The following is a 26,289-nucleotide window of genomic DNA, read 5'->3' as shown; positions in this document are numbered from 1 at the left end:
CCGCTCCGTGGAAGATGGCCGAGCACTGTAGCTCAATCGAACTGGGCAAGCATCCAGCGTTGATACGCGGCGACGCCGGCATCGCCTTCGCGCGGTGCCCAGTCAGCCGCCTCGCCCTCACCCAGCGCTCGATACGGCCCGGCCTTGCATTCGAACATCACCGTATCGGGCTCCAGCACCACCAAGCCATGAAAGACGCCCGGTGGCAGGTCGACACCCGCACATTCGCCGCCCGCCTGTATCACGCGCTTGGCGATCACCTCGCCGGTATCACTGAACACCAACAGGCCCAGGCTGCCCTTGAGCACCAGCAGGGTTTCCGCCTTGTCCGCGCTCAAGTGCCGATGAGGCGGCACATACGTCTCAGGTTGCAAGCCGACGGCCAGGCGATGACACGGCTCTTCCATCTGATGGAAGTTGTGGTGGTGCCGACCACGGGGGCTGGCGGCCGCTTTCTCGGCCAATTCGGTGAACAGCGTCTGATCAAGAAAGCGGACCACGGATTACATCCCTTTAACGGCGAAGATCCCATTGGCGTTACGCCAGTAGCCTTTGTAGTCCATGCCGTAACCGAAAATGTAGCGGTCGATGCACGGCAGGCCGACGTAATCGGCTTTCAGGTCCGGACGGGCCTTACGGTCGTGGTCTTTGTCGATCAGCACGGCGGTGTGCACTTTGCGTGCGCCGGCGTGTTTGCAGAAGTCGATGATTGCGCCCAGGGTGTGACCTTCATCGAGGATGTCGTCGATGATCAGCACGTCGCGATCAATGAACGAGACTTCCGGCTTGGCTTTCCAGAACAGGTCGCCGCCGGTGGTTTCGTTGCGATAACGGGTAGCGTGCAGGTAGGAAGCTTCCAGCGGGAATTGCAGGTGGGTGAGCAATTTGCCGGCGAAGATCAGGCCGCCGTTCATCACACAGAACACCACCGGGTTGGTCTCGGCCATTTCGCGGGTGATGTGTGCGCCAACCTTGGCGATCGCTTCTTCGACTTGCGCTTCGGTGTACAGGCAGTCAGCCTCGCGCATGATTTGACGGATATGCTCGAGATCAGCGGACATGGCGCTCTCCAAGGGGGTGCTGTGGCAAGAAAAGCGGGCAAAGGTACGCATGTGAGGCGCAACGATCAAGCCTTAATGGACTAACGTACTAGATGTCTATAGGACAACACCCTCGGATAGATTAATCTAGGCCGGTTTTTTTGCCCGCCGCCGGAGCCTTTCCCATGCCCACTCGCGAGATCCGCCACCCGCTGATCCGACACAAACTCGGCCTTATGCGCCGCGCCGACATTAGCACGAAGAACTTCCGTGAGCTTGCTCAGGAAGTCGGAGCGCTGCTCACTTACGAAGCTACCAAAGATTTGCCTCTGGAAACCTACGAGATCCCCGGTTGGGCCGGTCCCGTCCAGGTCGAGAAAATCGCTGGTAAGAAAATCACCGTGGTGCCGATCCTGCGCGCTGGTATCGGCATGCTCGAAGGCGTACTCAGCCTGATCCCGGGCGCCAAAGTCAGCGCCGTCGGCGTGGCGCGTAATGAAGAAACCTTGCAAGCCCACACCTACCTGGAAAAACTCGTACCGGAAATCAACGAGCGCCTGGCGATGATCATCGACCCGATGCTCGCCACCGGCAGTTCCATGGTTGCCACCATCGACTTGCTGAAAAAAGCCGGTTGCAAGGACATCCGCGCCATGGTGCTGGTCGCCGCCCCCGAAGGCATCGCCGCCGTCGAGAAGGCCCACCCGGACGTGCAGATTTATACCGCGTCCATTGATGAGCGCCTGAACGAACACGGCTACATCATCCCAGGCCTGGGCGATGCCGGTGACAAGATCTTCGGCACCAAGCAGAAGGACGCTTGAGCATGCAGGATGAATTCAACGACCCGCTTTGGCGCCAGATCCTGTCTGGCGCACAAATGCTCTTCGTAGCATTTGGCGCGCTGGTGTTGATGCCGCTGATCACAGGTCTTGATCCAAACGTTGCACTGTTTACCGCCGGCCTTGGCACCTTGCTGTTTCAGGTAGTCACAGGGCGGCAGGTGCCCGTGTTCCTGGCGTCGAGCTTTGCGTTCATCACCCCGATCATTCTCGCCAAAGGCCAGTTCGGCCTCGCGGCGACCATGGGCGGCGTGATGGCGGCTGGTTTCGTTTATACGTTCCTGGGGCTGGCCGTGAAGGTCAAAGGCACCGGTTTTATCGACCGCCTGCTACCGCCCGTGGTGATCGGCCCGGTGATTATTTCCATCGGCCTGGCCATGGCGCCGATTGCCGCCAATATGGCGATGGGTAAAGCTGGTGATGGCAGTGAGCTGATCCATTACCAGACAGCGATGCTGATTTCGATGCCGGCGCTGCTCACCACCTTGATCGTGGCGGTATTCGGCAAAGGCATTTTCCGCCTGGTGCCGATCATCTCCGGTGTGCTGGTAGGTTTTGCCATGGCCTTCTACTTTGGTGTGGTCGACACGGCGAAAATCGCTGCTGCGCCGTGGTTCGCCCTACCCCACTTCACCGCGCCGGAGTTCAACTGGCAGGCGATCCTGTTTATCGTCCCGGTGGCCCTGGCCCCGGCGATCGAACATATCGGTGGTGTGATTGCAGTGGGCAGCGTGACCGGTCGGGACTACCTGAAGAAGCCCGGCCTGCATCGCACCTTGCTCGGTGACGGCATTGCCACCACGGCTGCCGGGCTGTTTGGCGGCCCGCCGAACACCACGTACGCCGAAGTGACCGGCGCAGTGATGCTGACCAAGAACTACAACCCGAAAATCATGACCTGGGCGGCGGTGTTTGCCATCAGCCTGGCATTTATCGGCAAGTTCGGCGCACTGCTGCAGAGCATTCCAATACCGGTAATGGGCGGGATTCTGTGCCTGCTGTTCGGCTCGATTGCCGCGGTAGGCATGAACACGCTGATCCGCCACAAGATCGACCTTGGGGAAGCGCGCAATCTGGTGATTGTGTCGGTGACCCTGGTGTTCGGGATTGGCGGTGTGCTGGTCGGCACCGGCACCGGCCCGGATGATTTCGGCCTCAAGGGCATTGCCCTGTGTGCGGTGGTAGCCATTGCACTGAACCTGCTGCTGCCGGGCAATGATGGCTGGAAGAACAAGAAGCCGGATGAGCCGTTGCTGTAACCAACACCGCAAAAACAATGTGGGAGGGGGCTTGCTCCCGATGACGGTAAATCAGTCAATTAGATGTCGACTGACACTCCGCCATCGGGAACAAGCCCCCTCCCACATTTGCTTTCAGCGGATGTTAAAGCTCGCCAAGGCCATCAATCAGCGCCTGGTTCTGCTCCGGCGTACCGATGCTGATCCGCAGGAACTGGGCAATCCGCTCCTGCTTGAAGTGCCGCACAATCACGCCCTGCTCACGCAACTTCGCGGCCAAACCAGCGGCGTCGTGCCGTGGGTGGCGAGCAAAGATGAAATTGGCCGCCGACGGCAACACTTCAAAGCCTTTAGCTTGCAGTTGCGCGACCACCTGGTTACGGCTCTCGATCACCTGCTGGCAGGTCTTCTCGAAGTATTCACGGTCCTCGAATGCCGCCGCCGCACCAACAATCGCCAGCCGATCCAACGGATAGGAGTTGAAGCTGTTCTTGACCCGCTCCAGCGCCTCGATCAGGTCCGGGTGGCCCACCGCCAGGCCCACGCGCAAACCGGCCAGTGAGCGCGATTTGGACAGGGTCTGGGTCACCAGCAGGTTCGGATAGCGATCCACCAGGCTGATGGCCGTTTCGCCACCGAAGTCGATATAGGCCTCATCGACCACCACCACCGAATCCGGGCTGGCCTTGAGGATCTGTTCCACCGCATCCAGTGCCAGCACGCAGCCAGTCGGCGCGTTCGGGTTGGGGAAGATGATCCCGCCGTTAGGCCTGGCGTAGTCGGCTACACGAATCTGGAACTGCTCATCCAACGGGATCGGGTCAGACTTGATGCCATAAAGACCGCAGTAAACCGGATAAAAGCTGTAGCTGATATCCGGAAACAGCAGCGGCAGGTCGTGCTGGAACAGACCGTGGAAAATGTGCGCCAGGACTTCGTCGGAACCGTTACCGAGGAACACCTTGCCGGCATCAATCCCGTAATACTTGGCCACCGCCTGCTTGAGCAGGTCGCTGTTGGGGTCCGGGTACAGGCGCAAGTTGTCGTTCAACTCGGCCTGCATGGCTGCCAACGCCTTGGGGGACGGGCCGTACGGGTTTTCATTGGTATTGAGCTTGACCAGCTTGGTCAGCTTCGGCTGCTCGCCAGGTACGTAAGGCACGAGGTCCTTGACGAAAGGGCTCCAGAATTTGCTCATGTCTTAGTTCCCTTCTTCAAGGATGCGGTATTCGGCGCTGCGGGCGTGAGCGCTGAGGGATTCACCACGGGCCAGCACCGAGGCGGTCTTGCCCAGCTCGGATGCACCTTGTGGCGAGCAGAAGATGATCGACGAGCGCTTCTGGAAGTCATAGACCCCCAGCGGCGACGAGAAGCGCGCAGTGCCGGAAGTCGGCAGCACGTGGTTCGGGCCTGCACAGTAGTCGCCCAGGGCTTCGCTGGTGTGGCGCCCCATGAAGATCGCACCGGCGTGGCGAATCGACGGCAGCCAGGCTTGTGGGTCAGCCACGGACAACTCCAAGTGCTCCGGCGCAATGCGGTTGGCCACTTCGATGGCCTGCTCCATGTCACGCACCAGGATCAGCGCGCCACGCCCATTGATCGACTTCTCGATGATCTCGGCGCGTTCCATGGTCGGCAGCAGCTTGTTGATGCTGGCGGCGACCTTGTCGAGGAACTCGGCGTCGGGGCTGACCAGGATCGCCTGGGCGTCTTCATCGTGCTCGGCCTGAGAAAACAGGTCCATGGCGATCCAGTCCGGGTCGGTCTGGCCGTCACACACCACCAGGATTTCCGAGGGGCCTGCGATCATGTCGATACCGACCTGGCCAAATACGTGGCGCTTGGCGGTGGCCACGTAGATGTTGCCGGGACCGACCACTTTGTCGACCTTCGGCACGCTTTCGGTACCGTAGGCCAGCGCCGCAACGGCTTGAGCACCACCAATAGTGAACACGCGGTCAACGCCGGCGATGCAGGCTGCCGCCAGTACCAGCTCGTTGATTTCACCGCGCGGGGTCGGCACGACCATGACCACTTCGGTCACGCCCGCCACTTTGGCCGGGATTGCGTTCATCAGTACCGACGACGGGTACGAGGCTTTACCGCCCGGCACGTACAGGCCGGCGCGGTCCAGAGGCGTGACCTTTTGGCCCAGCACGGTGCCATCGGCCTCGGTGTAGCTCCAGGAATCCTGCTTCTGTTTTTCGTGGTAACTGCGCACCCGCGCCGCCGCGACTTCCAATGCTTCGCGCTGAGGCACAGTGATACGCGTCAGGGCCAGCTCGAGGCGTTCGCGGGGCAGGATCAGGTCCGACATCGACGCGACGTCGAGGCCGTCGAACTGACGAGTGAAGTCCACCAGCGCCGCATCACCGCGCTCGCGCACGGCCTTGATGATGTCGAGCACTCGCACGTTGACCGAGTCGTCGGACACGCTTTCCCAGCTCAGCAGATGATCCAGATGATGGGCGAAATCCGGGTCGGCAGCGTTGAGTCGGGCAATTGCAGTGGACGTGGTCATAGCGAGGGCCTCATAGGATTGGCAAAAACTCAGGCGCCCGAAGGTGCGCTGACGTTCAATAACGAAGCGCGTTGGTACTGTGGTTGTGCCAGGCAAGGCGCGGGGCTGGTAAGGGTTGTTTCCTTACCAAGTCCCGCAACGCAGCATGGCGCAACCACAGTGCCAACCCGCAGGGCCTTACCTCAAAAGGCAGACTGCTACGCGTCGCTAATTATTGAAAAAGAATCTTCTACTAACATAAGTTGCCTTTTGGGGTAAGGCGCGATTCGTTATTGAACGTCAGCGCGCCTTCCCAGCAGTCGATCCGCTTGGGCACCTGAGAATTCTGGCTATGAGGCGGATAGACGGGCGCGACCCAAGGCCGCGCAGGTGAGTCAACCGCGGTGTCGAGACTCCACTGCCTTGCGCAGGGTGTCGATCAACGCCTGGATACGGGCGTGTTGCATTTTCATCGAAGCTTTGTTGACGATCAGGCGAGAGCTGATGTCGGCAATGAAATCCTGAGGCTCAAGACCGTTGGCACGCAGCGTGTTGCCGGTGTCGACCACGTCGATAATCTTGTCGGCCAGGCCGATCAGCGGCGCCAGCTCCATCGAGCCGTAGAGCTTGATGATGTCGACCTGACGGCCTTGTTCTGCGTAGTAGCGCTTGGCGACGTTGACGAACTTGGTCGCCACGCGCAGGCGGCCTTTGGGCTCGACGTCACCGACACGGCCGGCGGTCATCAGCTTGCACAGGGCAATACGCAGGTCCAGCGGCTCGTAAAGGCCCTGGCCGCCGTATTCCATCAGCACGTCTTTGCCGGCGACGCCGAGGTCGGCCGCGCCATGTTCAACGTAGGTCGGCACGTCGGTAGCCCGCACGATCAGCAGGCGAACGTCGTCCTGGGTCGTGGGGATGATCAGCTTGCGGCTCTTGTCCGGATTCTCGGTCGGCACGATGCCCGCTTCAGCCAGAAGCGGCAAAGTGTCGTCAAGGATGCGGCCCTTGGACAGTGCGATGGTCAACATGGGAAACGTCAGTCCTTCATCAGGCTATTGCTGTCCGGTCGCAAACGGCGCCAGACACAGATCGAGGCCATTACAGCCTCGATTTGAAACAAATTCGGCCGGGGTGCGCAAGCGTTAATGCGCGTACACACCCCGGGCGGGCGCTTCCCTGCGCCCGTGCAGCGGGAACTAGCCCGGTACGCGGCGGATCTTGGCGCCGAGCATCTGCAGTTTTTCTTCGATGCACTCGTAACCACGGTCTATGTGGTAGATGCGGTCGATGAGGGTGTCGCCGTCAGCGCACAACGCCGAGATCACCAGGCTGGCGGAAGCACGCAGGTCGGTCGCCATGACTGGCGCACCCTTGAGCTTCTCGATGCCAGTGACGATGGCGGTGTTGCCTTCGACCTGGATCTTGGCGCCCATGCGATGCAGTTCATACACGTGCATGAAGCGGTTTTCGAAGATGGTCTCGATCACGGCACCGGTGCCTTCGGCAATCGCGTTCAAGGAAATGAACTGCGCCTGCATGTCGGTCGGGAACGCCGGGTACGGAGCGGTACGCACGTTGACAGCTTTGGGCCGCTTGCCGTGCATGTTCAGCTCGATCCAGTCTTCGCCGGTGGTGATTTCTGCACCGGCCTCACGCAGCTTTTCCAGGACCGCTTCCAGGATGGTCGGATCAGTGTCCTTGACCTTGACGCGACCACCGGTAACGGCAGCGGCAACCAGGTAGGTACCGGTCTCGATGCGATCAGGCATCACTTTGTAGGTGGCAGGATGCAGGCGTTTAACACCGTCGATGGTGATGGTGTCGGTGCCGGCGCCAGTGATGTTGGCACCCATGGCGATCAGGAAGTTGGCCAGGTCGACCACTTCCGGCTCGCGCGCGGCGTTTTGCAGCACGCTGCGGCCGTTGGCCAAGGCTGCCGCCATCATGATGTTCTCGGTACCGGTCACACTGACGGTATCAAAGAAGAAGTTGGCACCGCGCAGGCCGCCTTCCGGCGCCTTGGCCTTGATGTAGCCGCCTTCAACGTCGATGGTTGCACCCATGGCCTCAAGGCCACGAATGTGCAGGTCGACCGGACGCGAACCGATGGCGCAACCGCCAGGCAGTGCCACTTCAGCTTCACCGAAGCGCGCAACCATCGGGCCCAGTACCAGGATCGACGCACGCATGGTTTTCACCAATTCGTACGGAGCGATCAGGGTTTTGATGGTGCGCGGGTCGATTTCGACGCTGAGTTTCTCGTCAATCACAGGCTCAATGCCCATGCGACCGAACAGCTCGATCATGGTGGTGATGTCGTGCAGGTGCGGCAAGTTGGCCACAGTCACCGGGCCGTCGCACAGCAGGGTTGCTGCCAAAATCGGCAAGGCGGAGTTTTTCGCACCGGAAATGCGGATCTCGCCGTCAAGGCGGGCACCGCCGGTAATAATCAATTTATCCATAAGAATCTCGACGCCTTGGGGGCTCAGGTGCGCTCGGCCCAGGCCGCGCGGCTGAAAAATTTCATAGTGACCGCGTGAATGCTGCCATCGGTGATCCACGGGTTTAAATGGGCATAGATCTGCTGTTGACGCTTGACCGGGCTCAATGCCGCCAGTTCATCGCTAATCACGTTCAGCTGGAAATTGCAGCCTTCGCCTTCAACTTCTACGTTCGTTTCCGGCAGCTTTCCTTCAAGGAAGCTTTTAACTTCTAGGGCCTGCATGCTCAACCTCTATCGGCGCCCAGTGCGCACGGGTCGCACATCATACAAAAAAGCCCCGCGCCTGCGAACCCCGCATAGCAGGACTCTGACGGGGGGCTTCTTTAATAATGTGTATTAAGGATGCGCCAACAGCTCGGTCAGACCGGAAACCTGCGCAATTTCACGCATGTCGTCGGGCAAGGCACGAATGCTGACCGACTTCCTGGCCGCTTCGGCATCACGAATGAAACACAGCAACAACGACAGGCCGACGCTGCTGGACTTGGTCACCGCCGAGCAATCAAGCACCAGCGCAGGCGCCGCACTGGACTTGATCAGCGCCTGACCCTGCTTGCGCAGGTCAGGCCCGGAGCGGTAATCCAGCACGCCACTGAGGAACAACTCGCCGGCGTCGCCAAGACGAACAGCCGACTCGGTCATTGCGCAGGCTTCCCGGCAGCTTGTTTGTCGGTTTCTTCTTTGGCCTTGGCGACTTCACCGGCCCAACCATTGATGGTCTTGTCCAGGTTGTTGCCATTGCGCTGCATGGCGTCGGCGAACTGATCGCGGAACAGCTTGCCGATGTTGATACCGTTGATGATCACGTTACGCAGCTTCCACTCGCCGTTGACCTTCTCCAGCGTGTACTGCACAGGGTAGATGGCGCCGTTGTTGCCTTTGACGCTCATGTTAACGCTGGTGCGATCACCCGACTCATCCCCGGCTGGGGCGACGGTAATACCCTGATTGTTGTACTCCAGCAGGGCGTTGCCATAAAACTGGAACAAGCCCTTCTTGAAGTTTTCCTGGAATGTCTGCATTTGCGCAGGGGTAGCCTTGCGCGAATACTTGACCGTCATGATGCTGCGGGAAATGCCTTCGGCATCGACCACCGGACCAACAATGGTATTCAGCGCATCGTAAAACTTGGTCGGGTCTTGCTTGTACTGCTCTTTGTTGGCAGTCAGGTCAGCCAACATCTTGTTGGTTGTGTCCTGCACCAGATCGTGCGCAGAACCCGCCGCGTTGGCCATCAGCGGCAGCGCTGCAAGCAGCACCAGCAGGCCACGTCGCAAGGTAGAGATCATGAACAGATTCCTCATTTGGCGTCTTTATTGACCGTATTGAGCAGGAATTTACCGATCAGGTCTTCAAGCACCAACGACGACTGTGTGTCGTGGATTGTCGAACCATCCTTGAGCAGGGCTGTTTCCCCGCCCACGCTGACACCGATGTACTTCTCGCCCAGCAGACCCGCAGTGAGAATAGATGCAGTCGAGTCAGTCGGCAGATTATCTACCTTCTTGTCGACTTGCATGGTCACTCGGCCGGTGAAGCTGTCGCGATCCAGATCGATTGCCGTGACCTTGCCGATGGTTACACCGGCCATGGTCACTTTAGCTCTGACAGTCAAACCGGCAATATTATCGAAGTACGCGTAAAGTTTATAAGTGTCGGCGGTGGGGCTGGCCGAAAGACCGCTGACTCGCAGGGCCAGTAACAGTAAAGCCAGGATGCCAGCCAGCAAGAAAAGGCCGACACCGATTTCCACAGTGCGGTTTTGCATCAGAAATCTCCAAACATCAAGGCGGTCAAAATGAAGTCAAGGCCCAGTACCGCCAGCGAGGCGTACACAACGGTCTTGGTGGTGGCGCGACTGATCCCTTCTGAAGTGGGCTCACAGTCATAGCCTTGGAATACGGCGATCCAGGTCACTACAAAGGCGAAGACGATGCTCTTTATGATGCCGTTGAGCACGTCGCCGCTGAAGGTCACGCTGTTTTGCATGTTGCCCCAGTAAGAGCCGTCATAGACGCCCAACCAGTCAACCGCCACCCACGAACCGCCCCAGATGCCCACCACGCTGAAAATCATCGCCAGCAGTGGCAGGGAAATGAAGCCGGCCCACAGGCGCGGGGCAACAATGTACTTGAGCGGGTCCACGCCGATCATTTCCAGGCTGGACAACTGCTCGGTGGACTTCATGTTGCCGATTTCGGCAGTCAACGCGGAACCCGCGCGACCGGCAAACAGCAAGGCGGTGACCACCGGGCCCAGTTCGCGCAACAGCGTCAGGGCGACCATCTGCCCCACAGCCTGCTCCGAACCGTAGCTGGAGAGGATATTGAACCCCTGCAGTGCCAGCACCATGCCGATGAAAATCCCGGAAACCACGATGATCACCAGGGACATCACGCCTACTGAGTGCAGTTGCTTTAGCAGCAGGCCAAAGCCGCCACCAATGCCGCCGCGACCGAGCAACGCATGAAACAGGAAAATCGTCGAACGCCCCAGTACCTCGACCAAGTCGATACCGGAGCGACCGAAAAGGCGAACCTTCTCGATTAAAGATGTCTTGCGCATCAGCGCTTCCCCAGAAGATCTGAGCGGTAGTCCGCTGCCGGAAAATGAAAAGGCACCGGGCCATCGGGATCGCCGGTCATGAATTGGCGAATGCGCGGGTTGTCAGCGTTCATCAGTTCTTCAGGCGTGCCCTGCCCCAGCACCTGACCATCGCCGACTACATAAAGGTAGTCGGCGATGCTCGCGGTTTCGGCCAAGTCGTGCGACACCACGATACTGGTGATCCCCAACGCATCGTTGAGCAGGCGAATCAGGCGCACCAGCACGCCCATGGCGATCGGGTCCTGGCCCACGAAAGGCTCGTCATACATAAGGATCTGCGGATCGAGGGCGATGGCTCGCGCCAGCGCGACACGGCGCTTCATGCCACCGGACAACTCGTCAGGCATCAGGTCGATGGCACCGCGAAGGCCAACGGCCTGCAGTTTCAGCAACACGATGTCACGAATCATCTCTTCGGACAGCTGAGTGTGGACCCGCAGAGGAAACGCCACGTTTTCGAACACGTCGAGGTCGGTGAACAGTGCGCCGCTCTGGAACAGCACCCCCATGTGCTTGCGCGCATCGAACAGATCACTGCGCGACAATGTCGGCAGGTTCTGGCCGTTGACCCACACTTCGCCGGCGCTGGGACGCAATTGCATGCCCATCAGGCGCAACAGTGTGGTCTTGCCGCAACCGGAAGGCCCCATGATGCCCGTGACCTTGCCGCGGGGAATGCGAATATCGACGTTATTGAAGATGCTGCGCGTCCCGCGCTTGAAGGTAAGGCCCTTCAGCTCGACCGCGTAGGCGTTATCGGCACTCATCTAATCTCCTTGGGATGCAGCCTTTCACTCAGACACCATGCTTGCGACTTTCGTTTACAACGAATGCGCAATAATTAGGCAAATTGGCTGGGCGGACCGAACTGGCGGCGAACTATATCACTGCTGGTACAGAGCCCCCAAGGCCGGAACAGCGCTCGTTCAGATTCGGGACAGGGAAAAAACGCTGCCGAGCATGAAACTCAGGCACCTGCCGAATAAAGCCTGACGAACTAACGTGAGGGAATTGATCATTACCGCTATAATCGCCGCCTTTTCGTCAGGCTATACGATTTAAGACATGAGCCAATCCAGCGAGCTTATTCAATCCGCACAACGCACCATCCGCCTCGAGCTTGAAGCCGTAGAAGGTTTACTGGCCCATATCGACGCAGATTTCGTACGTGCATGCGAGATGATTCTGGCCAGCAAGGGCCGCGTTGTCGTGGTCGGCATGGGCAAATCCGGCCACGTCGGCAACAAAATCGCCGCCACCCTGGCAAGTACCGGGACCACGGCTTTTTTTGTGCACCCGGCCGAAGCCAGCCACGGCGACATGGGCATGATCACCAAGGATGACATCATCCTGGCACTGTCTAACTCCGGCACCACCAACGAAATCGTGACCCTGCTGCCGCTGATCAAGCGTCTGGGCATCAAAATGATCAGTCTCACCGGTAATCCGGAGTCAACGCTGGCCAAGGCTGCCGAAGTGAACCTGAATGTTCACGTGGCCCACGAGGCCTGCCCGCTGAACCTGGCGCCGACCTCCTCCACCACAGCAGCGTTGGTCATGGGCGATGCCCTGGCCGTGGCCCTGCTGGAAGCTCGCGGCTTTACCGCTGAGGACTTCGCGTTTTCGCACCCGGGCGGCGCCTTGGGTCGTCGACTGCTGCTTAAAGTGGAAAACGTCATGCATTCAGGCGATGAGTTGCCTCACGTGCAGCGCGGCACCTTGCTGAAGGACGCGCTGATGGAAATGACCCGCAAAGGCCTGGGCATGACCGTGATCCTGGAGGCTGATGGGCGTTTGGCCGGGGTATTCACCGACGGTGACCTGCGCCGCACCCTGGACCGCACGATCGATATCCACACCGCCACCATTGATGCAGTCATGACGCCACACGGCAAGACTGCACGCCCCGAGATGCTTGCAGCCGAAGCGCTGAAGATCATGGAAGACCACAAGATTGGCGCGCTGGTGGTGGTCAATAGCGACGACCGCCCGATTGGCGCCCTGAACATGCACGACTTGCTGCGTGCGGGAGTGATGTAAATGACCAGCAACTTGCTAGAACGCGGCAAAAACATCAAATTGGCGATTTTCGACGTTGATGGCGTACTGACCGATGGCCGCCTGTACTTTCTCGAAGATGGCAGCGAATTCAAGACCTTCAACACCCTCGACGGCCAGGGCATCAAAATGTTGATGGCTGCCGGTGTGCAAACAGCCATTATCAGTGGTCGAAAAACACCGGTTGTGGAACGCCGCGCACAAAACCTGGGGATTCCTTACCTGTATCAGGGCCGCGAGGATAAACTGGTGGTTCTGGACGAGCTTCTTGGCCAACTCAACCTAAGCTATGAGCAGGTTGCCTATCTGGGCGACGATCTGCCTGACCTGCCGGTCATTCGCCGGGTGGGCCTGGGCATGGCCGTCGCCAATGCGGCGGCGTTTGTTCGCGAACATGCCCATGGCATCACTACCGCACGTGGCGGTGAGGGTGCCGCCCGCGAGTTCTGCGAATTGATCCTGCGTGCCCAGGGCAGTCTTGAAGCGGCCCACGCCGCCTACCTATAGAGCGTTTTATGCTGAGCAAAAAGATTCGCAACTTCCTGCTATTCGGGGTCATCGCCGCGCTGTTCCTGGCGGTGGGCTACTGGAATATCAGCCCGGAGCGCTTTCTCGACAAGCCTGTAGCACAGGTTGACGAAGGCGCTGTCGACTATTACGCGACCAATGCCTACTCCGTGCAATTCCTGCCTGACGGCAAGGTGCAGTATGAGATGACTTCGGACAAGGTCGAGCATTTGAAGGCTTCGGAGGTCAGTTTGCTGACCAACCCGGACATGAACCTTTACCGCGGCACCGAGTTTCCGTGGCACGTCACCAGCAAGCGTGGCGAGGTCAACCCGGACGGTACCCAGGTGGAACTGATCGACTCGGTACGTGTTGCACGTACTGACGAGAAGAAGCGCGACACCATTATTACCAGCAGTCGCATGACCGTTTTCCCACAACAGCAATATGCGCAGACCGAGCAAGACGTTAGAATCGACGGCGCTGGCGGTGTATCGACTGGCAAGGGAATGAAAGCGTATTTGAAAGAAAGCAGGATACACCTGCTATCGAACGTAAGAGGACAGTATGAGGCTCGTTAAAACCCTCCCTATTTTGCTCGGTCTGGGCGCAGCACTGGGAAGCGTGAGCGCCTGGGCTCTGCCGAACGATAGCCAGCAACCGATCCACATCCAGGCTGACGACGCTCAGCTGGATGACAAGCAAGGTGTTGCGACCTACACAGGCGCCGTGATCATCACCCAAGGCTCGATGAAAATCACCGGCAACACGGTGACGCTCACGCGTACGCCGGCTGGCGACATTGATGTGGTGACGTCGGTGGGCAACCTGGCTTACTTCGAACAGAAGCAGGCGGCTACGGACCCGGCTCCGATCAAGGGCTATGGCAAGACCATCCAGTATCACGCCCAGCAGAATCGCATCATCCTGATCGACCAGGCCAGGGTTGTCAGCAGCGATGGCAACACCACCGACGGTGAAAAAATCACCTATGACACGGTGAAGCAGATCGCCCAGGCGGGTCGCGCTACCGGCTCGAAGATCGGCACTCCGAAGCCGCGCATCGACATGGTTATCCAGCCGAAGCAGAAAGAAGGCGCCGCCCAGCCTGCGCCCAAACCCGCTGCGAAGAAGGCGAACTAATGGCAACCCTGAAAGCCCAGCATCTGGCCAAGGCTTATAAAAGCCGTCAGGTCGTACGCGACGTCAGTTTATCGATCGACAGCGGCCAGATCGTTGGCTTGCTCGGCCCCAACGGCGCCGGCAAGACCACGTGCTTCTACATGATTGTTGGCCTGGTCCAGGCGGATCAGGGCCGTGTATTGATCGATGACCTGGACGTCAGCAACCAGCCGATGCACGGTCGTGCGCGCGCAGGTATCGGCTATCTTCCCCAAGAGGCGTCGATCTTCCGCAAACTGTCGGTAGCAGACAACATCATGGCGATCCTGGAGACCCGCAAGGAACTCGACCGTGACGGCCGCCGCAAAGAGCTGGAAAGCCTGCTGCAGGAATTCCACATCAACCACATTCGCGACAACCTCGGCATGAGCTTGTCCGGTGGCGAGCGTCGCCGTGTGGAAATCGCCCGTGCCCTGGCCACTGCGCCGAAATTCATCCTGCTGGATGAACCCTTCGCCGGCGTCGACCCGATCTCGGTCGGCGACATCAAGCAGATCATCCATCATCTCAAGGCCAAGGGTATCGGTGTATTGATCACCGACCACAACGTCCGTGAGACCCTCGATATCTGTGAAACGGCTTATATCGTCAACGATGGTCAACTGATCGCCGAAGGCGACTCCGCCACCATCCTGGCCAACGAACTGGTCAAGGAAGTATACCTGGGCCACGAGTTCCGCCTGTAAGCACTGTGGTGTCTGGCCGTTCGCCAAAGCGCGCGGGAGTCAATAAAAACCTCCGGTTTTTTATTGTTACCGCGCTCTAGGCAAAGCCCCCGACATCAGGCATATAATTTGCTTATGTTTGGCGCTCACGCGCCCTGTCGTGGATGGCGCATTGCGCCGGCGAATAAGGTGTTAAGCCCCTGCCATGAAACCATCGCTAGTCCTGAGAATGGGCCAGCAGCTGACGATGACACCGCAGCTGCAACAGGCCATCCGCCTGCTCCAATTGTCGACCCTGGACCTGCAACAGGAAATCCAGGAGGCCCTGGAGTCCAATCCGATGCTCGAACGCCAGGAAGAAGGCGACGACTTCGATAATGCAGACCCGCTGGCCGACAACATCGAGCAAAAACCCAATTCCGACGTGCAGGAACCTTCCTATCAGGAAACCGCCCCTACGGTGGACAACCTTGAGGAAGGCGAATGGAACGAACGCATTCCCAACGAGCTTCCGGTAGACACCGCCTGGGAAGACGTTTACCAGACCAGCGCCAGCAGCCTGCCCAGCAATGATGATGACGAGTGGGATTTCACCACCCGCACCTCCGTCGGCGAGAGCTTGCAGAGCCATTTGCTGTGGCAATTGAACCTGGCGCCGATGTCCGACACCGATCGCCTGATCGCGGTGACCCTGATCGACTGCATCAATAACCAGGGTTATCTGGACGAGACTCTCGAAGAGATCCTTGAGGCTTTCGATCCGGAACTGGACATCGAACTGGACGAAATCGAAGCCGTCCTGCACCGCATCCAGCAGTTCGAGCCCGCCGGTATCGGCGCGCGCACGCTGAGTGAGTGCCTGTTGCTGCAACTGCGCCAACTGCCTGCCAAGACCCCGTGGCTCGCCGAAGCCCAGCGCCTGGTCACCGACTACATCGACCTGCTGGGCAGCCGCGACTACAGCCAGCTGATGCGCCGTATGAAGCTCAAGGAAGACGACCTGCGCCAGGTCATCGAGCTGGTGCAGAGCCTTAACCCTCGCCCGGGCTCGCAGATCGAGTCCAGCGAAGCCGAATATGTCGTTCCCGATGTGATCGTGCGCAAAGACAACGAACGTTGGCTGGTGGAGCTGAACCAGGAGTCGGTGCCTCGTCTGCGGGTCAACCCGCAATACGCAGGTTTTGTGCGCCGTGCCGATACCAGCGCCGATAACACCTTCATGCGCAACCAGTTGCAGGAAGCGCGCTGGTTCATCAAGAGCCTGCAAAGCCGCAACGAAACCCTGATGAAAGTGGCCACTCAGATCGTCGAACATCAACGCGGCTTCCTGGAATACGGCGACGAGGCCATGAAACCCCTGGTCCTGCACGATATCGCCGAAGCGGTAGGCATGCATGAATCGACAATTTCCAGGGTGACCACACAGAAATTCATGCATACCCCACGGGGTATTTATGAGCTGAAATACTTTTTCTCCAGCCACGTAAGCACCTCCGAAGGCGGCGAATGCTCGTCCACGGCGATCCGCGCGATCATCAAAAAACTGGTTGCCGCGGAAAATCAGAAAAAGCCGTTGAGTGACAGCAAGATCGCTGGTTTACTGGAGGCACAAGGCATTCAGGTCGCCCGTCGAACCGTCGCCAAGTACCGCGAGTCCCTCGGGATCGCGCCTTCCAGCGAGCGTAAGCGTTTGATGTGACGGGCGGGCCATAGCGTTCCAGTGGCAGGCGCTTTTGCCTGTCGCTTTATGCACTGGCAACGAAGGAGAAGCTGTATGCAAGTCAACATCAGTGGACACCATGTAGAAGTCACCCCTCCATTGCGCGAATATGTCGAGCAGAAGCTGAAACGACTCGAGGGTCATTTCGACAAGATCACCAATGTGCAGGTCATCATGAAGGTCGATAAGCTTCAGCAGAAAATTGAAGCGACCTTGCAGATACCCGGTGGCGAAGTGGTCGCCAATGCCGAGCATGAAGACATGTATGCATCGATCGATGCCTTGACTGACAAGCTTGACCGCCAACTTAAAAAGCATAAGGAAAAGCAGCAGAGCCTTCTTCAAGGCACTGGCCGCTAACACTCCCCACCCATGATTCGACTTGAAACCATCCTGACCCCCGGCCGTTCCCTCGTGAACGTGCCGGGCGGCAGCAAAAAGAAAGCCCTCGAACAAATTGCCAACCTGATCAGCCGTGAAGTGCCTGAGCTGGATGAGCAAGTTGTCTATGAGGCGCTGATTGCCCGTGAAAAACTGGGTTCAACCGGTTTTGGTAACGGCATCGCCATTCCCCATTGCCGCCTGCAAGGCTGTGAGTCTCCAGTCAGCGCCCTGCTGCACATGGAAAAACCTATTGATTTCGACGCCATCGACGGCGCCCCGGTCGACCTGCTGTTCGTCCTGCTGGTCCCGCAAGCCGCCACCGATGCGCACCTGGAACTGCTCCGGCAGATCGCCAGCATGCTCGACCGCAAGGAAGTACGCGACAAACTGCGCAGTGCCAACAGCAATGAGGCGCTCTATCAGGTTGTCCTGGATGAACAAAACGGGCAGTAATCATGCGTTTGATCATCGTCAGCGGCCGCTCCGGCTCGGGTAAAAGCACCGCCCTCAACGTCCTTGAGGACAACGGATTTTATTGCATCGACAACCTGCCCGCCGGTTTGCTGCCCGAGTTGGCGGAACGTGCACTGATCCACACCGAACTGGCGCAGCCTCTGGTTGCCGTCTCGATTGACGCCCGAAACCTGCCCAGCCATCTTCAGCGCTTCCCGCAATTGCTTGAGGAAGTACGCGCCAAGCATATTAATTGCGATGTGCTGTACCTGGACGCCGATGAGGAGACGCTGCTCAAGCGCTTCTCCGAAACCCGTCGACGCCACCCCCTCAGCAGCCCTCACCGCTCGCTGGCCGAAGCCATCGAGGACGAGACCACGCTGCTGGGACCGATCATTGACCTCGCCGATCTCAAGATCAACACCACCGGCCTGAACCTGTATCAATTGCGTGATGCGATCAAGCTGCGTTTGCTGAATCAGCCGGAGCCTGGCACCGCATTTCTGGTCGAGTCATTTGGCTTCAAGCGTGGGATGCCGGTGGATGCCGACCTGGTGTTTGATGTGCGCTGCCTGCCCAATCCTTACTGGAAGCCGGAGTTGCGTGATCAGTCAGGCCTTGATCAACCGGTGGCCGAGTACCTGGCTGCACAGCCGGATGTCGAGGAGATGTTCCAGGACATCTCCAGCTACCTGCTCAAATGGTTGCCGCGCTTTGCGGCAAGCAATCGGGCCTATGTCACCATTGCCATCGGCTGCACCGGCGGCCACCATCGCTCGGTCTACCTGACCGAACGCCTGGGCCAGGTGCTGCAACAAACCCTCAAGAACGTTCAGGTTCGCCACCGCGACCTTAGCTGAAAGGAACACCCCCGCGATGCCCGCTCTGGAAATTGAAATCATCAACAAGCTGGGCCTGCACGCCCGCGCTTCAGCTAAATTTGTCGGTGTTGCCGGGCAGTTTCCTTGCCAGATCCGCGCCGGGCGCACTCCGGATTCCATGGTCGACGGTAAAAGTATTATGGCCATGATGATGCTGGCCGCCGGCAAGGGCACCAGGATTCATTTAAAGACGGAAGGCGAACAAGAGCAGGAAGCGATGGACGCGCTGGTGAAGCTGATCAATAACTTCTTTGATGAGGGTGAGTAAACTCACCCTTTGAGGCGGGTGTGAGGCTGCAATGGCCTCACCCTAAAGCAGTATCCATCACCATCATCAAACAGAACCCGACGCACAACCCCAGGCTGGCAAGCTTTTCGTGACCATTACGGCGCGACTCGGGGATCACTTCGTGCGTCACCACCAGCAACATCGCCCCAGCCGCCAGCGCGAGCCCCAGCGGCAACAAAACCTCCGCCAGGCTCACCAACCACGCACACAGCACAGCAAATACCGGTTCAACCAGGCCCGACGCCGCGCCGATCAGGAACGCTTTGACTCGCGACATCCCCGCCCCGGCCAAGACCAGTGCGATCACTAAACCTTCCGGTACGTCCTGCAGGGCAATCCCCATGGCCAAGCTGTCGGCATCCGGCATTCCTCCACCTGCCGAAACGCCTACCGCCATGCCTTCCGGAATGTTGTGCGCAATAATGGCAAATACGAATAGCCAGATGCGTGGGGGAATCACCGGTTTATCCGGCGTGCCCACCAGCATCTCCGGGTTAGCGCCTGATAACTTGCGGTCGACCAGATAAAGACCGAACGCCCCGAGCATGATCCCGAAGCTGATCAAACCACTCGCGCCCCAAGGCGAAAGCCCAAGGCTTTGGGCTGCTGCAATGCCCGGCACGATCAGCGAAAAGGCCGTCGCCGCCAACATTACCCCGGCACCAAAGCCCAGCAAGGTATCGCTCAGCGCCACCGGCATCCGGCGAATCACCAACACCGGCACCGCGCCCAGTGCCGTGCCGAGCGCGCAGATCGCGCCGCCCTGCAAGGCACGCAAGATACGCAGTTCAAGGTCCAGCCAGGTCAGCCCGTGTGCCACCAGCAACGCAGTCCCTGCCAATAGCAGCAGCGAGCCAAACGCGTAACGAAACATTCGCCCACTGCTGATCGCCAGTGTTTCAGTGCCCATAGTCGGCCTTAGATCTTGCTATAAATAAATGTCAGGCCACGGCGGCCTGGTAGCGTGCAGCGACTTCCGGCCAATGGATGACGCTGTAGAAGGCATTGATGTATTCCGGGCGACGGTTCTGGTAGCGCAGGTAGTAAGCGTGCTCCCACACGTCCAGACCCAGGATCGGCGTGTTGCCGCTCATCAGCGGGCTGTCCTGGTTACCGCTGCTTTCCACCACCAGGGTCTTTTGCGGGGTAACGCTCAGCCAGGCCCAGCCGCTGCCAAACCGGGTCAAGGCCGCTTTGGTAAAGGCCTCCTTGAAACTGTCGAAGCCACCCAATTGCTCGTCGATGGCTTTGGCTAACGCACCTTCTGGTTTGCCACCGCCCTTCGGCGACATCACCGCCCAGAACAACGAGTGGTTAGCATGACCGCCGCCCTGGTTGATGACTGCAGCACGCAATTTTTCCGGCAATTGCTGAACGCTGGACACCAGTTTCTCAACCGGCCAGCCGGCGAACTCGGTACCTTCGACCGCTGCATTCAGGTTATTGATGTAGGTCTGGTGATGCTTGGTGTAGTGAATTTCCATGGTTTGCGCATCAATATGCGGCTCCAGGGCATCGTAGGCATAAGGCAAGGCCGGCAAGGTGTAGGACATATCAATGTGCTCCGTAATAGGGGCTGTTGCGGGTCGACGTACCCGGTTGCGCAGCAGTGCCACCCAGCAAGCGATGGGTACGCGGGTACTCGCCGTGATCGCTGATGAAATTCAACAGCTCGACATAAGTTTTGCTGCTCTGGCGCAGCGCCGCCTCGCGTAATTGCGGGCTCATGCGCGGGTCTTGCAGGGTCTGCAGGAGGCGCTGGTGGATAGCACAAAGGTATTCCGCGCTTTCTTCAGGCTGGTTCAGGCGCAGGTGCAGGTCCGCCAGGTTGTGATGGGAAATGACGCAGGCCGCCACTGCTTCGTCGGCATCCGCCCAACGCTCGAATAACACTTGAGCCAGGGCCAGGGCTTGCAAATAGGCTTCGCGAGCGTCGACCAGCTCGCCTTGCATAAAGCAGCGATTGGCCCGTTCGATCGTGCGTTTCCAATGCTCCATGGTGAACCTCCAAAGCAGAGTCGGTGATTACACGCCGCCGGCTGTGAGCTTTTCCGGATCCAACAGGATTTCCAGTTGGCTACGTGGCAAGTCGGTGTGCTCGAGGGCGACATCAATCACCGGGCGGCCTTGCTGATAAGCCTTCTTGGCAATTTCAGCGGCTTTTTGGTAACCAATGATCGGGTTGAGTGCAGTGACCAGGATCGGGTTACGCGACAGCGCTTCCTTGAGCTTGGCCTCGTTGACCTTGAAGCTGGCGATCGCCTTGTCGGCCAGCAGCCGGCTGGAGTTGGCCAGTAGTTCAAGGCTGCTGAGCAGGTTCTGGGCAATGATCGGCAACATCACGTTCAGTTCGAAGTTACCGGACTGACCGGCGACGGTAATGACCGTGTCATTGCCAATAACTTGGGCGGCGACCATGGCGGTCGCTTCCGGGATCACCGGGTTGACCTTGCCCGGCATGATCGAAGAGCCTGGCTGCAGGCCTTCCAGCTCGATTTCACCCAACCCGGCCAATGGGCCGGAGTTCATCCAGCGCAGGTCGTTGGCGATTTTCATCAGCGACACGGCGGTGGCTTTCAGTTGGCCGGAGACAGCGACGGCGGTGTCCTGGGAGCCGATCAATGCGAACAGGTTTTTGCCCGGCGTGAATTTCACGCCGGTGAGGCTGCTCAGTTGTTGGCTGAAACGGGCCGCAAATTCCGGGTGTGCGTTGACCCCGGTGCCGACCGCCGTGCCGCCCTGGGCCAACGCCTGCAAGCTCGGCAGCAGGTCCTGCAAGTGACCGATATTGGCCTTGAGCTGTTGCGCCCAGCCATTGAGCACCTGGCTCATGCGCACGGGCATCGCGTCCATCAGGTGCGTGCGGCCGGTCTTGATGAAGGGGTGGACTTGTTCAGCCTTGTGTTCAATCACCTGAACCAAGTGCAGCAGGGCCGGCAAGGTTTGCTCATGCAGAACCAGCGCTGCGCTGACGTGAATGGTGGTGGGAATGATGTCGTTGCTGCTTTGGCCGCAGTTCACGTGGTCATTGGGGTTGACCGGCTCGCCCAGCAGGCGTGTGGCCAGGGTCGCAATGACTTCGTTGGCGTTCATATTGGAACTGGTGCCGGAGCCGGTCTGGAAGATATCCACCGGGAAGTGCGGCATGAAATCGCCTTCGAGCAAGCCTTGGGCAGCGTCGACAATGGCCTTGCCCTGCCCTTCGCTGATTTGCTTAAGGTCGACGTTAGCCTTGGCAGCGGCAGCTTTGGCCAGGATCAGTGCGCGAATGAATTGCGCCGGCATGCGTTGGTTGCTGATCGGGAAATTATTCACCGCACGCTGGGTTTGCGCACCATACAAGGCCTCGGCAGGTACTTGCAGTTCGCCCATGCTGTCGCGTTCGATACGGGTGTTACTCATCGGAAGATCCTTGCACCAGGTCAGAAACAGAAAGGGAAGGCAGCAATTCACAGGTCGCCAATTGCCAGGCAAAGGTCTGCCAGCGCTTGAGGCGGCAGGCGCAGTGGGAAAGTTTTTCCATGTCGCGTAATGGACGCCACGCCTGGTCCAGACACATGGATCGCCAGTGCCAGGGCAAGGCAATATCGCCGGCGGTGTCGATCAGCAGGTGGAAGGAGGTTTCAGCGATCGTCCACGGATGGGTCGCGGTGCAGCACGCCAGGTATCGACCTTCATTGAGGTAATGTTCAATCAGGCGAGGTTCGTTTGGATCGAGGCCGCAGCGAATCTGACGACTCATCCAGCGCCAGCTCTCCAGGTAAGGATCCTCATGCAGGACAGAACTCATGGTCCACACTCACTCGATAATGAGATTTATTATTAAATGATATTAAGAATCAAAACAAGAGCGGCACGTCAATCCGCTAATGGCTCAGCCACAAAAAAGGCGCGCCATCGATAAGATGGCGCGCCTTTTTCGTTAACCTCCTAGGGGTTAGCTGCCAGCGACAGTCATCCGCTCGATCAATACAGAACCCGTGCGAATGTTACTGCGCAGTTCCAGGTCATTACCCACCGCGACGATCTGCTTGAACATATCGCGCATGTTGCCAGCGATGGTCACTTCCTGAACGGCGAATTGAATTTCACCGTTTTCCACCCAGAAACCTGCCGCGCCGCGTGAATAATCACCGGTAACCATATTCAGGCCACTGCCCATCAATTCGGTCACCAGCAAGCCGCGACCCATGCGACGCAACAGCGCCGCCTGATCTTCGTCGCCATGGGTGACGAACAGGTTGTGCACGCCACCGGAGTTGGCTGTGCTTGGCAGGCCAAGCTTGCGGCCGGCGTAAGTGCCCAGTACGTACGACACCAACTCACCCTTCTCGACAAACGGCTTGGCATAAGTGGCCAGGCCATCACCGTCGAACGCTGAGCTGCCCATGGCACGCATCAGGTGCGGGCGTTCATCGATGGTCAACCACTCAGGGAACAGTTTCTGGCCGATAGCGCCTTCAAGAAACGAAGACTTGCGGTACAGGTTGCCGCCGGAAATCGCGCCCAGGAAACTGCCGAACAAGCCACCGGCCAGTTCAGCCGAAAACAGCACCGGCACTTCGCAAGTCGGTACCGGGCGGGCGCCCAGACGGCTTGCTGCACGTTGCGCCGCGCGCTGGCCGATGCTGGCCGGGTCGGCCAACAATTCGCCCTGGCGGCTTACGTCATACCAATAGTCGCGCTGCATCTGGCCATTGGCTTCGGCGATCATCACACAGCTCAAGCTATGGCGAGTGGAGGCGTAACCGCCGATAAAGCCATGGCTGTTGCCATATACGCGACAGCCTTGATGCGTGCTCAACGTAGTGCCGTCAGCGTTTTTAATGCGGGGATCGGCATCAAATGCCGCCGCTTCGCAAGTCAACGCCAGTTCGATTGCCTGTTCGGGCGTGATATCCCAGGCGTGAAAAAGATCGAAATCCTTTAAGTCCTTGGCCATCAGCGCCTTATCTGCCAGGCCCGAGCTTTCATCTTCGGAGGTGTGCTTGGCAATTGCCAACGCCGCGGCGACAGTCTCGCGAATCGCTTCCGGCCCACTGGCCGAGGTACTGGCCGACCCTTTGCGCTGCCCCACATACAATGTGATGCCAAACCCCTGGTCGCGGTTGAATTCGACGGTTTCCACTTCCCGCTGGCGTACCGACGTCGACAGCCCCTGCTCCAGCGAGACCGCCACTTCACAGGCACTGGCCCCCTGGCGCTTGGCCTCGGCAAGGATCTGCTCGACTTGTTCCTGCAGTGCCGGTAACGCTTGCGGACCGACGCTTTGGGCTGCACTCATGGTTTTCTCCACTCAAATTCTGCTTTCGGTTAAGGCCATCGAGCGACCGGGCCGGACAAGCGGCCCCCGACTGGTTATCATGGCGGCGTTTCTTTGCGGACTGCCACCATGGTTGATTCTTACGACGACTCCCTCGATGGGGAGAAAAGCAAAACCCAGGTCAAACGCGAGCTGCATGCTCTGGTTGATCTTGGCGAGCGCCTTACAACGCTCAAGCCTGACTTGGTTGCAAAACTGCCACTGACCGACGAAATGCGCCGGGCCCTGGCTGATGCGCCTAAGCACACCGCGAATATCGCGCGTAAACGGCACATCATGTTTATCGGCAAACTGATGCGCGATCAGGACACTGACGCCATTCTGACCTTGCTCGATCAACTCGATGCCTCCACTCGCCAGTACAACGAACGCTTCCACAACCTGGAACGTTGGCGTGACCGCCTGATTTCGGGCGATGACGCTGTGCTGGAGAAGTTCGTGTTGGACTACCCGGACGCGGACCGCCAGCAACTGCGCTCCCTGATCCGTCAGGCCCAGCACGAACTGGCGCAAAACAAGGCTCCGGCCACCAGCCGTAAAATTTTCAAATACATCCGTGAGCTGGACGAGACTCAACGCGGCCTGCGTTGATCCTCTTCCCCGGGTGGCGTTCTGCGCCACCCGAAGCTCCGGCTCTTACGAGCCCGTGCCACCCACGGTGATCGCATCAATCTTCAAGGTTGGCTGGCCAACGCCGACTGGCACTGATTGCCCATCTTTGCCGCATGTGCCCACGCCACTGTCCAGCGACAGGTCGTTACCGACCATCGACACCTTGCTCATGGCTTCCGGCCCGTTACCAATCAACGTTGCCCCTTTGACGGGCGCGGTAATCTTGCCGTCTTCGATCAGGTACGCTTCGCTGGTGGAGAACACGAACTTACCGCTGGTGATGTCCACCTGACCACCGCCGAGGTTGGCGCAGTAGATCCCGCGTTTTACCGAAGCGATGATTTCCGCCGGATCGCTTTCGCCACCGAGCATGTAGGTGTTGGTCATACGCGGCATCGGCAGGTGCGCGTAGGACTCGCGGCGGCCGTTACCGGTACGCGCCACGCCCATCAGGCGAGCGTTGAGCTTGTCTTGCATGTAACCCTTGAGCACGCCGTTTTCAATCAGCGTGGTGCACTCGGTCGGTGTACCTTCGTCGTCGACGCTCAGCGAGCCACGGCGACCGGCCAGGGTGCCATCATCGACAATGGTGCACAGCTTGGATGCGACCATCTCGCCCATGCGCCCACTGTAGGCCGAACTGCCCTTGCGGTTGAAGTCGCCTTCCAGGCCATGGCCAACGGCTTCGTGGAGCAACACACCGGACCAGCCCGAGCCCAACACCACCGGCAATGTACCGGCCGGCGCCGGAATCGCTTCGAGGTTGACCAGTGCCTGACGCAGCGCTTCACGGGCATAGCCCATGGCACGGTCTTCAGCGAGGAAATAACGGTAGTCGGTGCGCCCACCACCACCATGACCACCACGCTCACGGCGACCGTTCTGCTCGACGATCACGCTGACATTGAAACGCACCAGCGGCCGTACATCCGCCGCCAGGCCGCCGTCAGTGGACGCCACAAGGATGCGCTCCCACACACCGGCCATGCTCACGGTCACTTGCTGGATACGCGGGTCGAGGGCACGGGTGGCCGCGTCGATACGCTTGAGCAAGTCGACCTTCTCCGCACGGCTGATCACTTCCAGGGGGTTATCCGGAGCGTACAACTGGGCCACGTCCTGGGTGCTGAACGCCTGCACCGTGCCGTTCTGGCCTGCACGGGAAATCGAGCGCGCCGCACGGGCAGCCAGGCCAAGGGCTTCAAGGGTGATAGCGTTGCTGTAGGCAAAGCCGGTCTTTTCACCGGATTGCGCCCGCACGCCCACGCCTTGGTCAAGGTTGAAACTGCCTTCCTTGACAATGCCGTCTTCGAGAGCCCATGACTCCGAAATCTGGCCTTGGAAATACAGATCGGCCGCGTCGATGCCCGGCCCGGCCAGATCACCGAGCACGGTTTGCAAACTTTCGATGGTCACGCCACCGGGTGCCAGGAGGTGTTCACTGACTGAGGACAACAACTCGCTCATAGGTTTGGCCTTAAA

General features: G+C 59.0%; 32 protein-coding genes. 13 read left to right on the top strand and 19 right to left on the bottom strand.

The genetic code is table 11. From position 1 onward, the window contains the following. Nucleotides 1-32 precede the first annotated feature (32 nt). Both ACDZ94_RS12775 and ACDZ94_RS12770 read right to left on the bottom strand, forming a co-directional pair. Entirely contained in the window at nt 33-500 is a 468-nt protein-coding gene (locus ACDZ94_RS12775; protein WP_432750232.1) for a WbuC family cupin fold metalloprotein, read from the bottom strand. Nucleotides 501-503: 3 nt separating this feature from the next. Continuing rightward, complete coding sequence (locus ACDZ94_RS12770; protein WP_053254434.1) at nt 504-1,061, bottom strand: hypoxanthine-guanine phosphoribosyltransferase; 558 nt, start codon at nt 1,059-1,061, stop codon at nt 504-506. Nucleotides 1,062-1,225: 164 nt separating this feature from the next. Between ACDZ94_RS12770 and upp the strand changes: the two genes are divergently transcribed. Both upp and ACDZ94_RS12760 read left to right on the top strand, forming a co-directional pair. Further along, nucleotides 1,226-1,864 (top strand): uracil phosphoribosyltransferase, encoded by a 639-nt coding sequence (gene upp, locus ACDZ94_RS12765; RefSeq protein WP_017138223.1) that lies wholly within the window; start codon nt 1,226-1,228, stop codon nt 1,862-1,864. Between the two features lie 2 nt (nt 1,865-1,866). Further along, entirely contained in the window at nt 1,867-3,141 is a 1,275-nt protein-coding gene (locus ACDZ94_RS12760; RefSeq protein ID WP_064450730.1) for a uracil-xanthine permease family protein, read from the top strand. A gap of 124 nt (nt 3,142-3,265) precedes the next feature. On the opposite strand, the gene hisC is transcribed toward ACDZ94_RS12760, so the two are convergent. From hisC to ACDZ94_RS12710, 10 genes are all read right to left on the bottom strand, one after another. Further along, nucleotides 3,266-4,318 (bottom strand): histidinol-phosphate transaminase, encoded by a 1,053-nt coding sequence (gene hisC / locus ACDZ94_RS12755; protein ID WP_262667038.1) that lies wholly within the window; start codon nt 4,316-4,318, stop codon nt 3,266-3,268. A gap of 3 nt (nt 4,319-4,321) precedes the next feature. After that, entirely contained in the window at nt 4,322-5,641 is a 1,320-nt protein-coding gene (hisD, locus tag ACDZ94_RS12750; protein ID WP_432750231.1) for a histidinol dehydrogenase, read from the bottom strand. A 374-nt stretch (nt 5,642-6,015) separates the two neighbouring features. Beyond that, nucleotides 6,016-6,651 carry an ATP phosphoribosyltransferase gene (hisG, locus tag ACDZ94_RS12745; protein ID WP_003188599.1) on the bottom strand — a complete coding sequence of 212 codons (636 nt, stop codon included), beginning with the start codon at nt 6,649-6,651 and terminating at the stop codon, nt 6,016-6,018. A gap of 168 nt (nt 6,652-6,819) precedes the next feature. Next, complete coding sequence (gene murA, locus ACDZ94_RS12740) at nt 6,820-8,085, bottom strand: UDP-N-acetylglucosamine 1-carboxyvinyltransferase (protein ID WP_053254430.1); 1,266 nt, start codon at nt 8,083-8,085, stop codon at nt 6,820-6,822. A 23-nt stretch (nt 8,086-8,108) separates the two neighbouring features. Continuing rightward, on the bottom strand, nt 8,109-8,348 hold the full coding sequence (locus ACDZ94_RS12735; RefSeq protein ID WP_008434291.1) for a BolA family protein: 240 nt from the start codon (nt 8,346-8,348) through the stop codon (nt 8,109-8,111). 114 nt (nt 8,349-8,462) lie between these two features. Next, a complete protein-coding gene (locus ACDZ94_RS12730; protein ID WP_078827751.1) occupies nt 8,463-8,768 on the bottom strand; it encodes an STAS domain-containing protein in 306 nt (101 codons plus the stop codon). Further along, nucleotides 8,765-9,415 carry an MlaC/ttg2D family ABC transporter substrate-binding protein gene (locus ACDZ94_RS12725; RefSeq protein WP_064450726.1) on the bottom strand — a complete coding sequence of 217 codons (651 nt, stop codon included), beginning with the start codon at nt 9,413-9,415 and terminating at the stop codon, nt 8,765-8,767. Before ACDZ94_RS12725 ends, ACDZ94_RS12730 begins: the two co-directional genes overlap by 4 nt. Nucleotides 9,416-9,426: 11 nt before the next feature. Next, a complete protein-coding gene (mlaD, locus tag ACDZ94_RS12720; protein WP_005784855.1) occupies nt 9,427-9,894 on the bottom strand; it encodes an outer membrane lipid asymmetry maintenance protein MlaD in 468 nt (155 codons plus the stop codon). Then, complete coding sequence (mlaE, locus tag ACDZ94_RS12715) at nt 9,894-10,691, bottom strand: lipid asymmetry maintenance ABC transporter permease subunit MlaE (RefSeq protein ID WP_053254427.1); 798 nt, start codon at nt 10,689-10,691, stop codon at nt 9,894-9,896. The genes mlaD and mlaE overlap by 1 nt, the downstream gene beginning before the upstream one ends. Continuing rightward, the gene (locus ACDZ94_RS12710) at nt 10,691-11,500 is read right to left on the bottom strand and encodes an ATP-binding cassette domain-containing protein (protein ID WP_064450725.1); all 810 of its coding nucleotides are present in this window, start codon (nt 11,498-11,500) and stop codon (nt 10,691-10,693) included. Before ACDZ94_RS12710 ends, mlaE begins: the two co-directional genes overlap by 1 nt. A gap of 298 nt (nt 11,501-11,798) precedes the next feature. Here ACDZ94_RS12710 and ACDZ94_RS12705 point away from each other — a divergent pair, with 298 nt between their 5' ends. The 10 genes from ACDZ94_RS12705 to ACDZ94_RS12660 all read left to right on the top strand — a co-directional run bounded on the left by ACDZ94_RS12705 (nt 11,799) and on the right by ACDZ94_RS12660 (nt 18,851). Then, the gene (locus tag ACDZ94_RS12705) at nt 11,799-12,773 is read left to right on the top strand and encodes a KpsF/GutQ family sugar-phosphate isomerase (RefSeq protein WP_053254425.1); all 975 of its coding nucleotides are present in this window, start codon (nt 11,799-11,801) and stop codon (nt 12,771-12,773) included. Then, entirely contained in the window at nt 12,774-13,298 is a 525-nt protein-coding gene (locus tag ACDZ94_RS12700; RefSeq protein ID WP_064450724.1) for a KdsC family phosphatase, read from the top strand. Nucleotides 13,299-13,306: 8 nt separating this feature from the next. After that, nucleotides 13,307-13,879 carry an LPS export ABC transporter periplasmic protein LptC gene (gene lptC, locus ACDZ94_RS12695; RefSeq protein WP_064450723.1) on the top strand — a complete coding sequence of 191 codons (573 nt, stop codon included), beginning with the start codon at nt 13,307-13,309 and terminating at the stop codon, nt 13,877-13,879. Further along, a complete protein-coding gene (gene lptA / locus ACDZ94_RS12690; protein WP_064450722.1) occupies nt 13,866-14,441 on the top strand; it encodes a lipopolysaccharide transport periplasmic protein LptA in 576 nt (191 codons plus the stop codon). Before lptC ends, lptA begins: the two co-directional genes overlap by 14 nt. Further along, complete coding sequence (gene lptB, locus ACDZ94_RS12685; RefSeq protein ID WP_053254421.1) at nt 14,441-15,166, top strand: LPS export ABC transporter ATP-binding protein; 726 nt, start codon at nt 14,441-14,443, stop codon at nt 15,164-15,166. The genes lptA and lptB overlap by 1 nt, the downstream gene beginning before the upstream one ends. A gap of 184 nt (nt 15,167-15,350) precedes the next feature. Further along, nucleotides 15,351-16,844 carry an RNA polymerase factor sigma-54 gene (locus ACDZ94_RS12680; RefSeq protein WP_064450721.1) on the top strand — a complete coding sequence of 498 codons (1,494 nt, stop codon included), beginning with the start codon at nt 15,351-15,353 and terminating at the stop codon, nt 16,842-16,844. A 75-nt stretch (nt 16,845-16,919) separates the two neighbouring features. Beyond that, the gene (gene hpf / locus ACDZ94_RS12675) at nt 16,920-17,225 is read left to right on the top strand and encodes a ribosome hibernation-promoting factor, HPF/YfiA family (RefSeq protein ID WP_017138237.1); all 306 of its coding nucleotides are present in this window, start codon (nt 16,920-16,922) and stop codon (nt 17,223-17,225) included. A gap of 12 nt (nt 17,226-17,237) precedes the next feature. Further along, entirely contained in the window at nt 17,238-17,702 is a 465-nt protein-coding gene (gene ptsN, locus ACDZ94_RS12670; protein ID WP_407016576.1) for a PTS IIA-like nitrogen regulatory protein PtsN, read from the top strand. 2 nt (nt 17,703-17,704) lie between these two features. Beyond that, on the top strand, nt 17,705-18,562 hold the full coding sequence (gene rapZ / locus ACDZ94_RS12665; RefSeq protein WP_053254418.1) for an RNase adapter RapZ: 858 nt from the start codon (nt 17,705-17,707) through the stop codon (nt 18,560-18,562). 16 nt (nt 18,563-18,578) lie between these two features. After that, a complete protein-coding gene (locus ACDZ94_RS12660) occupies nt 18,579-18,851 on the top strand; it encodes an HPr family phosphocarrier protein (protein ID WP_221293958.1) in 273 nt (90 codons plus the stop codon). Between the two features lie 37 nt (nt 18,852-18,888). On the opposite strand, the gene ACDZ94_RS12655 is transcribed toward ACDZ94_RS12660, so the two are convergent. The 6 genes from ACDZ94_RS12655 to pmbA form a co-directional block, all read right to left on the bottom strand. Further along, the gene (locus ACDZ94_RS12655) at nt 18,889-19,782 is read right to left on the bottom strand and encodes a ZIP family metal transporter (RefSeq protein ID WP_221293956.1); all 894 of its coding nucleotides are present in this window, start codon (nt 19,780-19,782) and stop codon (nt 18,889-18,891) included. Nucleotides 19,783-19,813: 31 nt separating this feature from the next. Further along, the gene (locus ACDZ94_RS12650) at nt 19,814-20,425 is read right to left on the bottom strand and encodes a superoxide dismutase (protein ID WP_064450718.1); all 612 of its coding nucleotides are present in this window, start codon (nt 20,423-20,425) and stop codon (nt 19,814-19,816) included. Nucleotide 20,426: 1 nt separating this feature from the next. Continuing rightward, nucleotides 20,427-20,870, bottom strand: coding sequence for a hypothetical protein (locus ACDZ94_RS12645; RefSeq protein WP_128588501.1), 444 nt, complete (start codon nt 20,868-20,870; stop codon nt 20,427-20,429). Between the two features lie 27 nt (nt 20,871-20,897). Then, entirely contained in the window at nt 20,898-22,274 is a 1,377-nt protein-coding gene (locus tag ACDZ94_RS12640; protein WP_064450716.1) for a class II fumarate hydratase, read from the bottom strand. Continuing rightward, nucleotides 22,267-22,662, bottom strand: coding sequence for a FagA protein (locus ACDZ94_RS12635; RefSeq protein ID WP_221293954.1), 396 nt, complete (start codon nt 22,660-22,662; stop codon nt 22,267-22,269). Before ACDZ94_RS12635 ends, ACDZ94_RS12640 begins: the two co-directional genes overlap by 8 nt. Before the next feature lie 147 nt (nt 22,663-22,809). Beyond that, nucleotides 22,810-24,156, bottom strand: coding sequence for a metalloprotease PmbA (gene pmbA / locus ACDZ94_RS12630; RefSeq protein WP_064450714.1), 1,347 nt, complete (start codon nt 24,154-24,156; stop codon nt 22,810-22,812). A 108-nt stretch (nt 24,157-24,264) separates the two neighbouring features. Here pmbA and yjgA point away from each other — a divergent pair, with 108 nt between their 5' ends. After that, nucleotides 24,265-24,786: a ribosome biogenesis factor YjgA gene (gene yjgA, locus ACDZ94_RS12625; protein ID WP_064450713.1), complete on the top strand. Its 522-nt coding sequence runs from the start codon at nt 24,265-24,267 to the stop codon at nt 24,784-24,786. 45 nt (nt 24,787-24,831) lie between these two features. Here the strand turns inward: yjgA and tldD are convergent, their stop codons facing one another. Beyond that, entirely contained in the window at nt 24,832-26,274 is a 1,443-nt protein-coding gene (gene tldD, locus ACDZ94_RS12620) for a metalloprotease TldD (RefSeq protein WP_064450712.1), read from the bottom strand. Nucleotides 26,275-26,289 lie beyond the last annotated feature (15 nt).

This window comes from Pseudomonas sp. UBT, from assembly GCF_050915955.1.
GTDB classification, from domain to species: domain Bacteria; phylum Pseudomonadota; class Gammaproteobacteria; order Pseudomonadales; family Pseudomonadaceae; genus Aquipseudomonas; species Aquipseudomonas antarctica_A.
Note: the sequence above shows the minus strand (reverse complement) of the source record. Positions and strands in the feature narration are given on the sequence as shown.

What these genes read in the sequence shown, in the direction of transcription:
- ACDZ94_RS12770 (WP_053254434.1), bottom strand. Translation starts at nt 1,061, where the DNA reads ATGTCCGCTGATCTCGAGCATATCCGTCAAATCATGCGCGAGGCTGAC.
- upp (WP_017138223.1), top strand. Translation starts at nt 1,226, where the DNA reads ATGCCCACTCGCGAGATCCGCCACCCGCTGATCCGACACAAACTCGGC.
- ACDZ94_RS12760 (WP_064450730.1), top strand. Translation starts at nt 1,867, where the DNA reads ATGCAGGATGAATTCAACGACCCGCTTTGGCGCCAGATCCTGTCTGGC.
- hisC (WP_262667038.1), bottom strand. Translation starts at nt 4,318, where the DNA reads ATGAGCAAATTCTGGAGCCCTTTCGTCAAGGACCTCGTGCCTTACGTA.
- hisD (WP_432750231.1), bottom strand. Translation starts at nt 5,641, where the DNA reads ATGACCACGTCCACTGCAATTGCCCGACTCAACGCTGCCGACCCGGAT.
- hisG (WP_003188599.1), bottom strand. Translation starts at nt 6,651, where the DNA reads ATGTTGACCATCGCACTGTCCAAGGGCCGCATCCTTGACGACACTTTG.
- murA (WP_053254430.1), bottom strand. Translation starts at nt 8,085, where the DNA reads ATGGATAAATTGATTATTACCGGCGGTGCCCGCCTTGACGGCGAGATC.
- ACDZ94_RS12735 (WP_008434291.1), bottom strand. Translation starts at nt 8,348, where the DNA reads ATGCAGGCCCTAGAAGTTAAAAGCTTCCTTGAAGGAAAGCTGCCGGAA.
- ACDZ94_RS12730 (WP_078827751.1), bottom strand. Translation starts at nt 8,768, where the DNA reads ATGACCGAGTCGGCTGTTCGTCTTGGCGACGCCGGCGAGTTGTTCCTC.
- ACDZ94_RS12725 (WP_064450726.1), bottom strand. Translation starts at nt 9,415, where the DNA reads ATGATCTCTACCTTGCGACGTGGCCTGCTGGTGCTGCTTGCAGCGCTG.
- mlaD (WP_005784855.1), bottom strand. Translation starts at nt 9,894, where the DNA reads ATGCAAAACCGCACTGTGGAAATCGGTGTCGGCCTTTTCTTGCTGGCT.
- mlaE (WP_053254427.1), bottom strand. Translation starts at nt 10,691, where the DNA reads ATGCGCAAGACATCTTTAATCGAGAAGGTTCGCCTTTTCGGTCGCTCC.
- ACDZ94_RS12710 (WP_064450725.1), bottom strand. Translation starts at nt 11,500, where the DNA reads ATGAGTGCCGATAACGCCTACGCGGTCGAGCTGAAGGGCCTTACCTTC.
- ACDZ94_RS12705 (WP_053254425.1), top strand. Translation starts at nt 11,799, where the DNA reads ATGAGCCAATCCAGCGAGCTTATTCAATCCGCACAACGCACCATCCGC.
- ACDZ94_RS12700 (WP_064450724.1), top strand. Translation starts at nt 12,774, where the DNA reads ATGACCAGCAACTTGCTAGAACGCGGCAAAAACATCAAATTGGCGATT.
- lptC (WP_064450723.1), top strand. Translation starts at nt 13,307, where the DNA reads ATGCTGAGCAAAAAGATTCGCAACTTCCTGCTATTCGGGGTCATCGCC.
- lptA (WP_064450722.1), top strand. Translation starts at nt 13,866, where the DNA reads ATGAGGCTCGTTAAAACCCTCCCTATTTTGCTCGGTCTGGGCGCAGCA.
- lptB (WP_053254421.1), top strand. Translation starts at nt 14,441, where the DNA reads ATGGCAACCCTGAAAGCCCAGCATCTGGCCAAGGCTTATAAAAGCCGT.
- ACDZ94_RS12680 (WP_064450721.1), top strand. Translation starts at nt 15,351, where the DNA reads ATGAAACCATCGCTAGTCCTGAGAATGGGCCAGCAGCTGACGATGACA.
- hpf (WP_017138237.1), top strand. Translation starts at nt 16,920, where the DNA reads ATGCAAGTCAACATCAGTGGACACCATGTAGAAGTCACCCCTCCATTG.
- ptsN (WP_407016576.1), top strand. Translation starts at nt 17,238, where the DNA reads ATGATTCGACTTGAAACCATCCTGACCCCCGGCCGTTCCCTCGTGAAC.
- rapZ (WP_053254418.1), top strand. Translation starts at nt 17,705, where the DNA reads ATGCGTTTGATCATCGTCAGCGGCCGCTCCGGCTCGGGTAAAAGCACC.
- ACDZ94_RS12660 (WP_221293958.1), top strand. Translation starts at nt 18,579, where the DNA reads ATGCCCGCTCTGGAAATTGAAATCATCAACAAGCTGGGCCTGCACGCC.
- ACDZ94_RS12655 (WP_221293956.1), bottom strand. Translation starts at nt 19,782, where the DNA reads ATGGGCACTGAAACACTGGCGATCAGCAGTGGGCGAATGTTTCGTTAC.
- ACDZ94_RS12650 (WP_064450718.1), bottom strand. Translation starts at nt 20,425, where the DNA reads ATGTCCTACACCTTGCCGGCCTTGCCTTATGCCTACGATGCCCTGGAG.
- ACDZ94_RS12645 (WP_128588501.1), bottom strand. Translation starts at nt 20,870, where the DNA reads ATGGAGCATTGGAAACGCACGATCGAACGGGCCAATCGCTGCTTTATG.
- ACDZ94_RS12640 (WP_064450716.1), bottom strand. Translation starts at nt 22,274, where the DNA reads ATGAGTAACACCCGTATCGAACGCGACAGCATGGGCGAACTGCAAGTA.
- ACDZ94_RS12635 (WP_221293954.1), bottom strand. Translation starts at nt 22,662, where the DNA reads ATGAGTTCTGTCCTGCATGAGGATCCTTACCTGGAGAGCTGGCGCTGG.
- pmbA (WP_064450714.1), bottom strand. Translation starts at nt 24,156, where the DNA reads ATGAGTGCAGCCCAAAGCGTCGGTCCGCAAGCGTTACCGGCACTGCAG.
- yjgA (WP_064450713.1), top strand. Translation starts at nt 24,265, where the DNA reads ATGGTTGATTCTTACGACGACTCCCTCGATGGGGAGAAAAGCAAAACC.
- tldD (WP_064450712.1), bottom strand. Translation starts at nt 26,274, where the DNA reads ATGAGCGAGTTGTTGTCCTCAGTCAGTGAACACCTCCTGGCACCCGGT.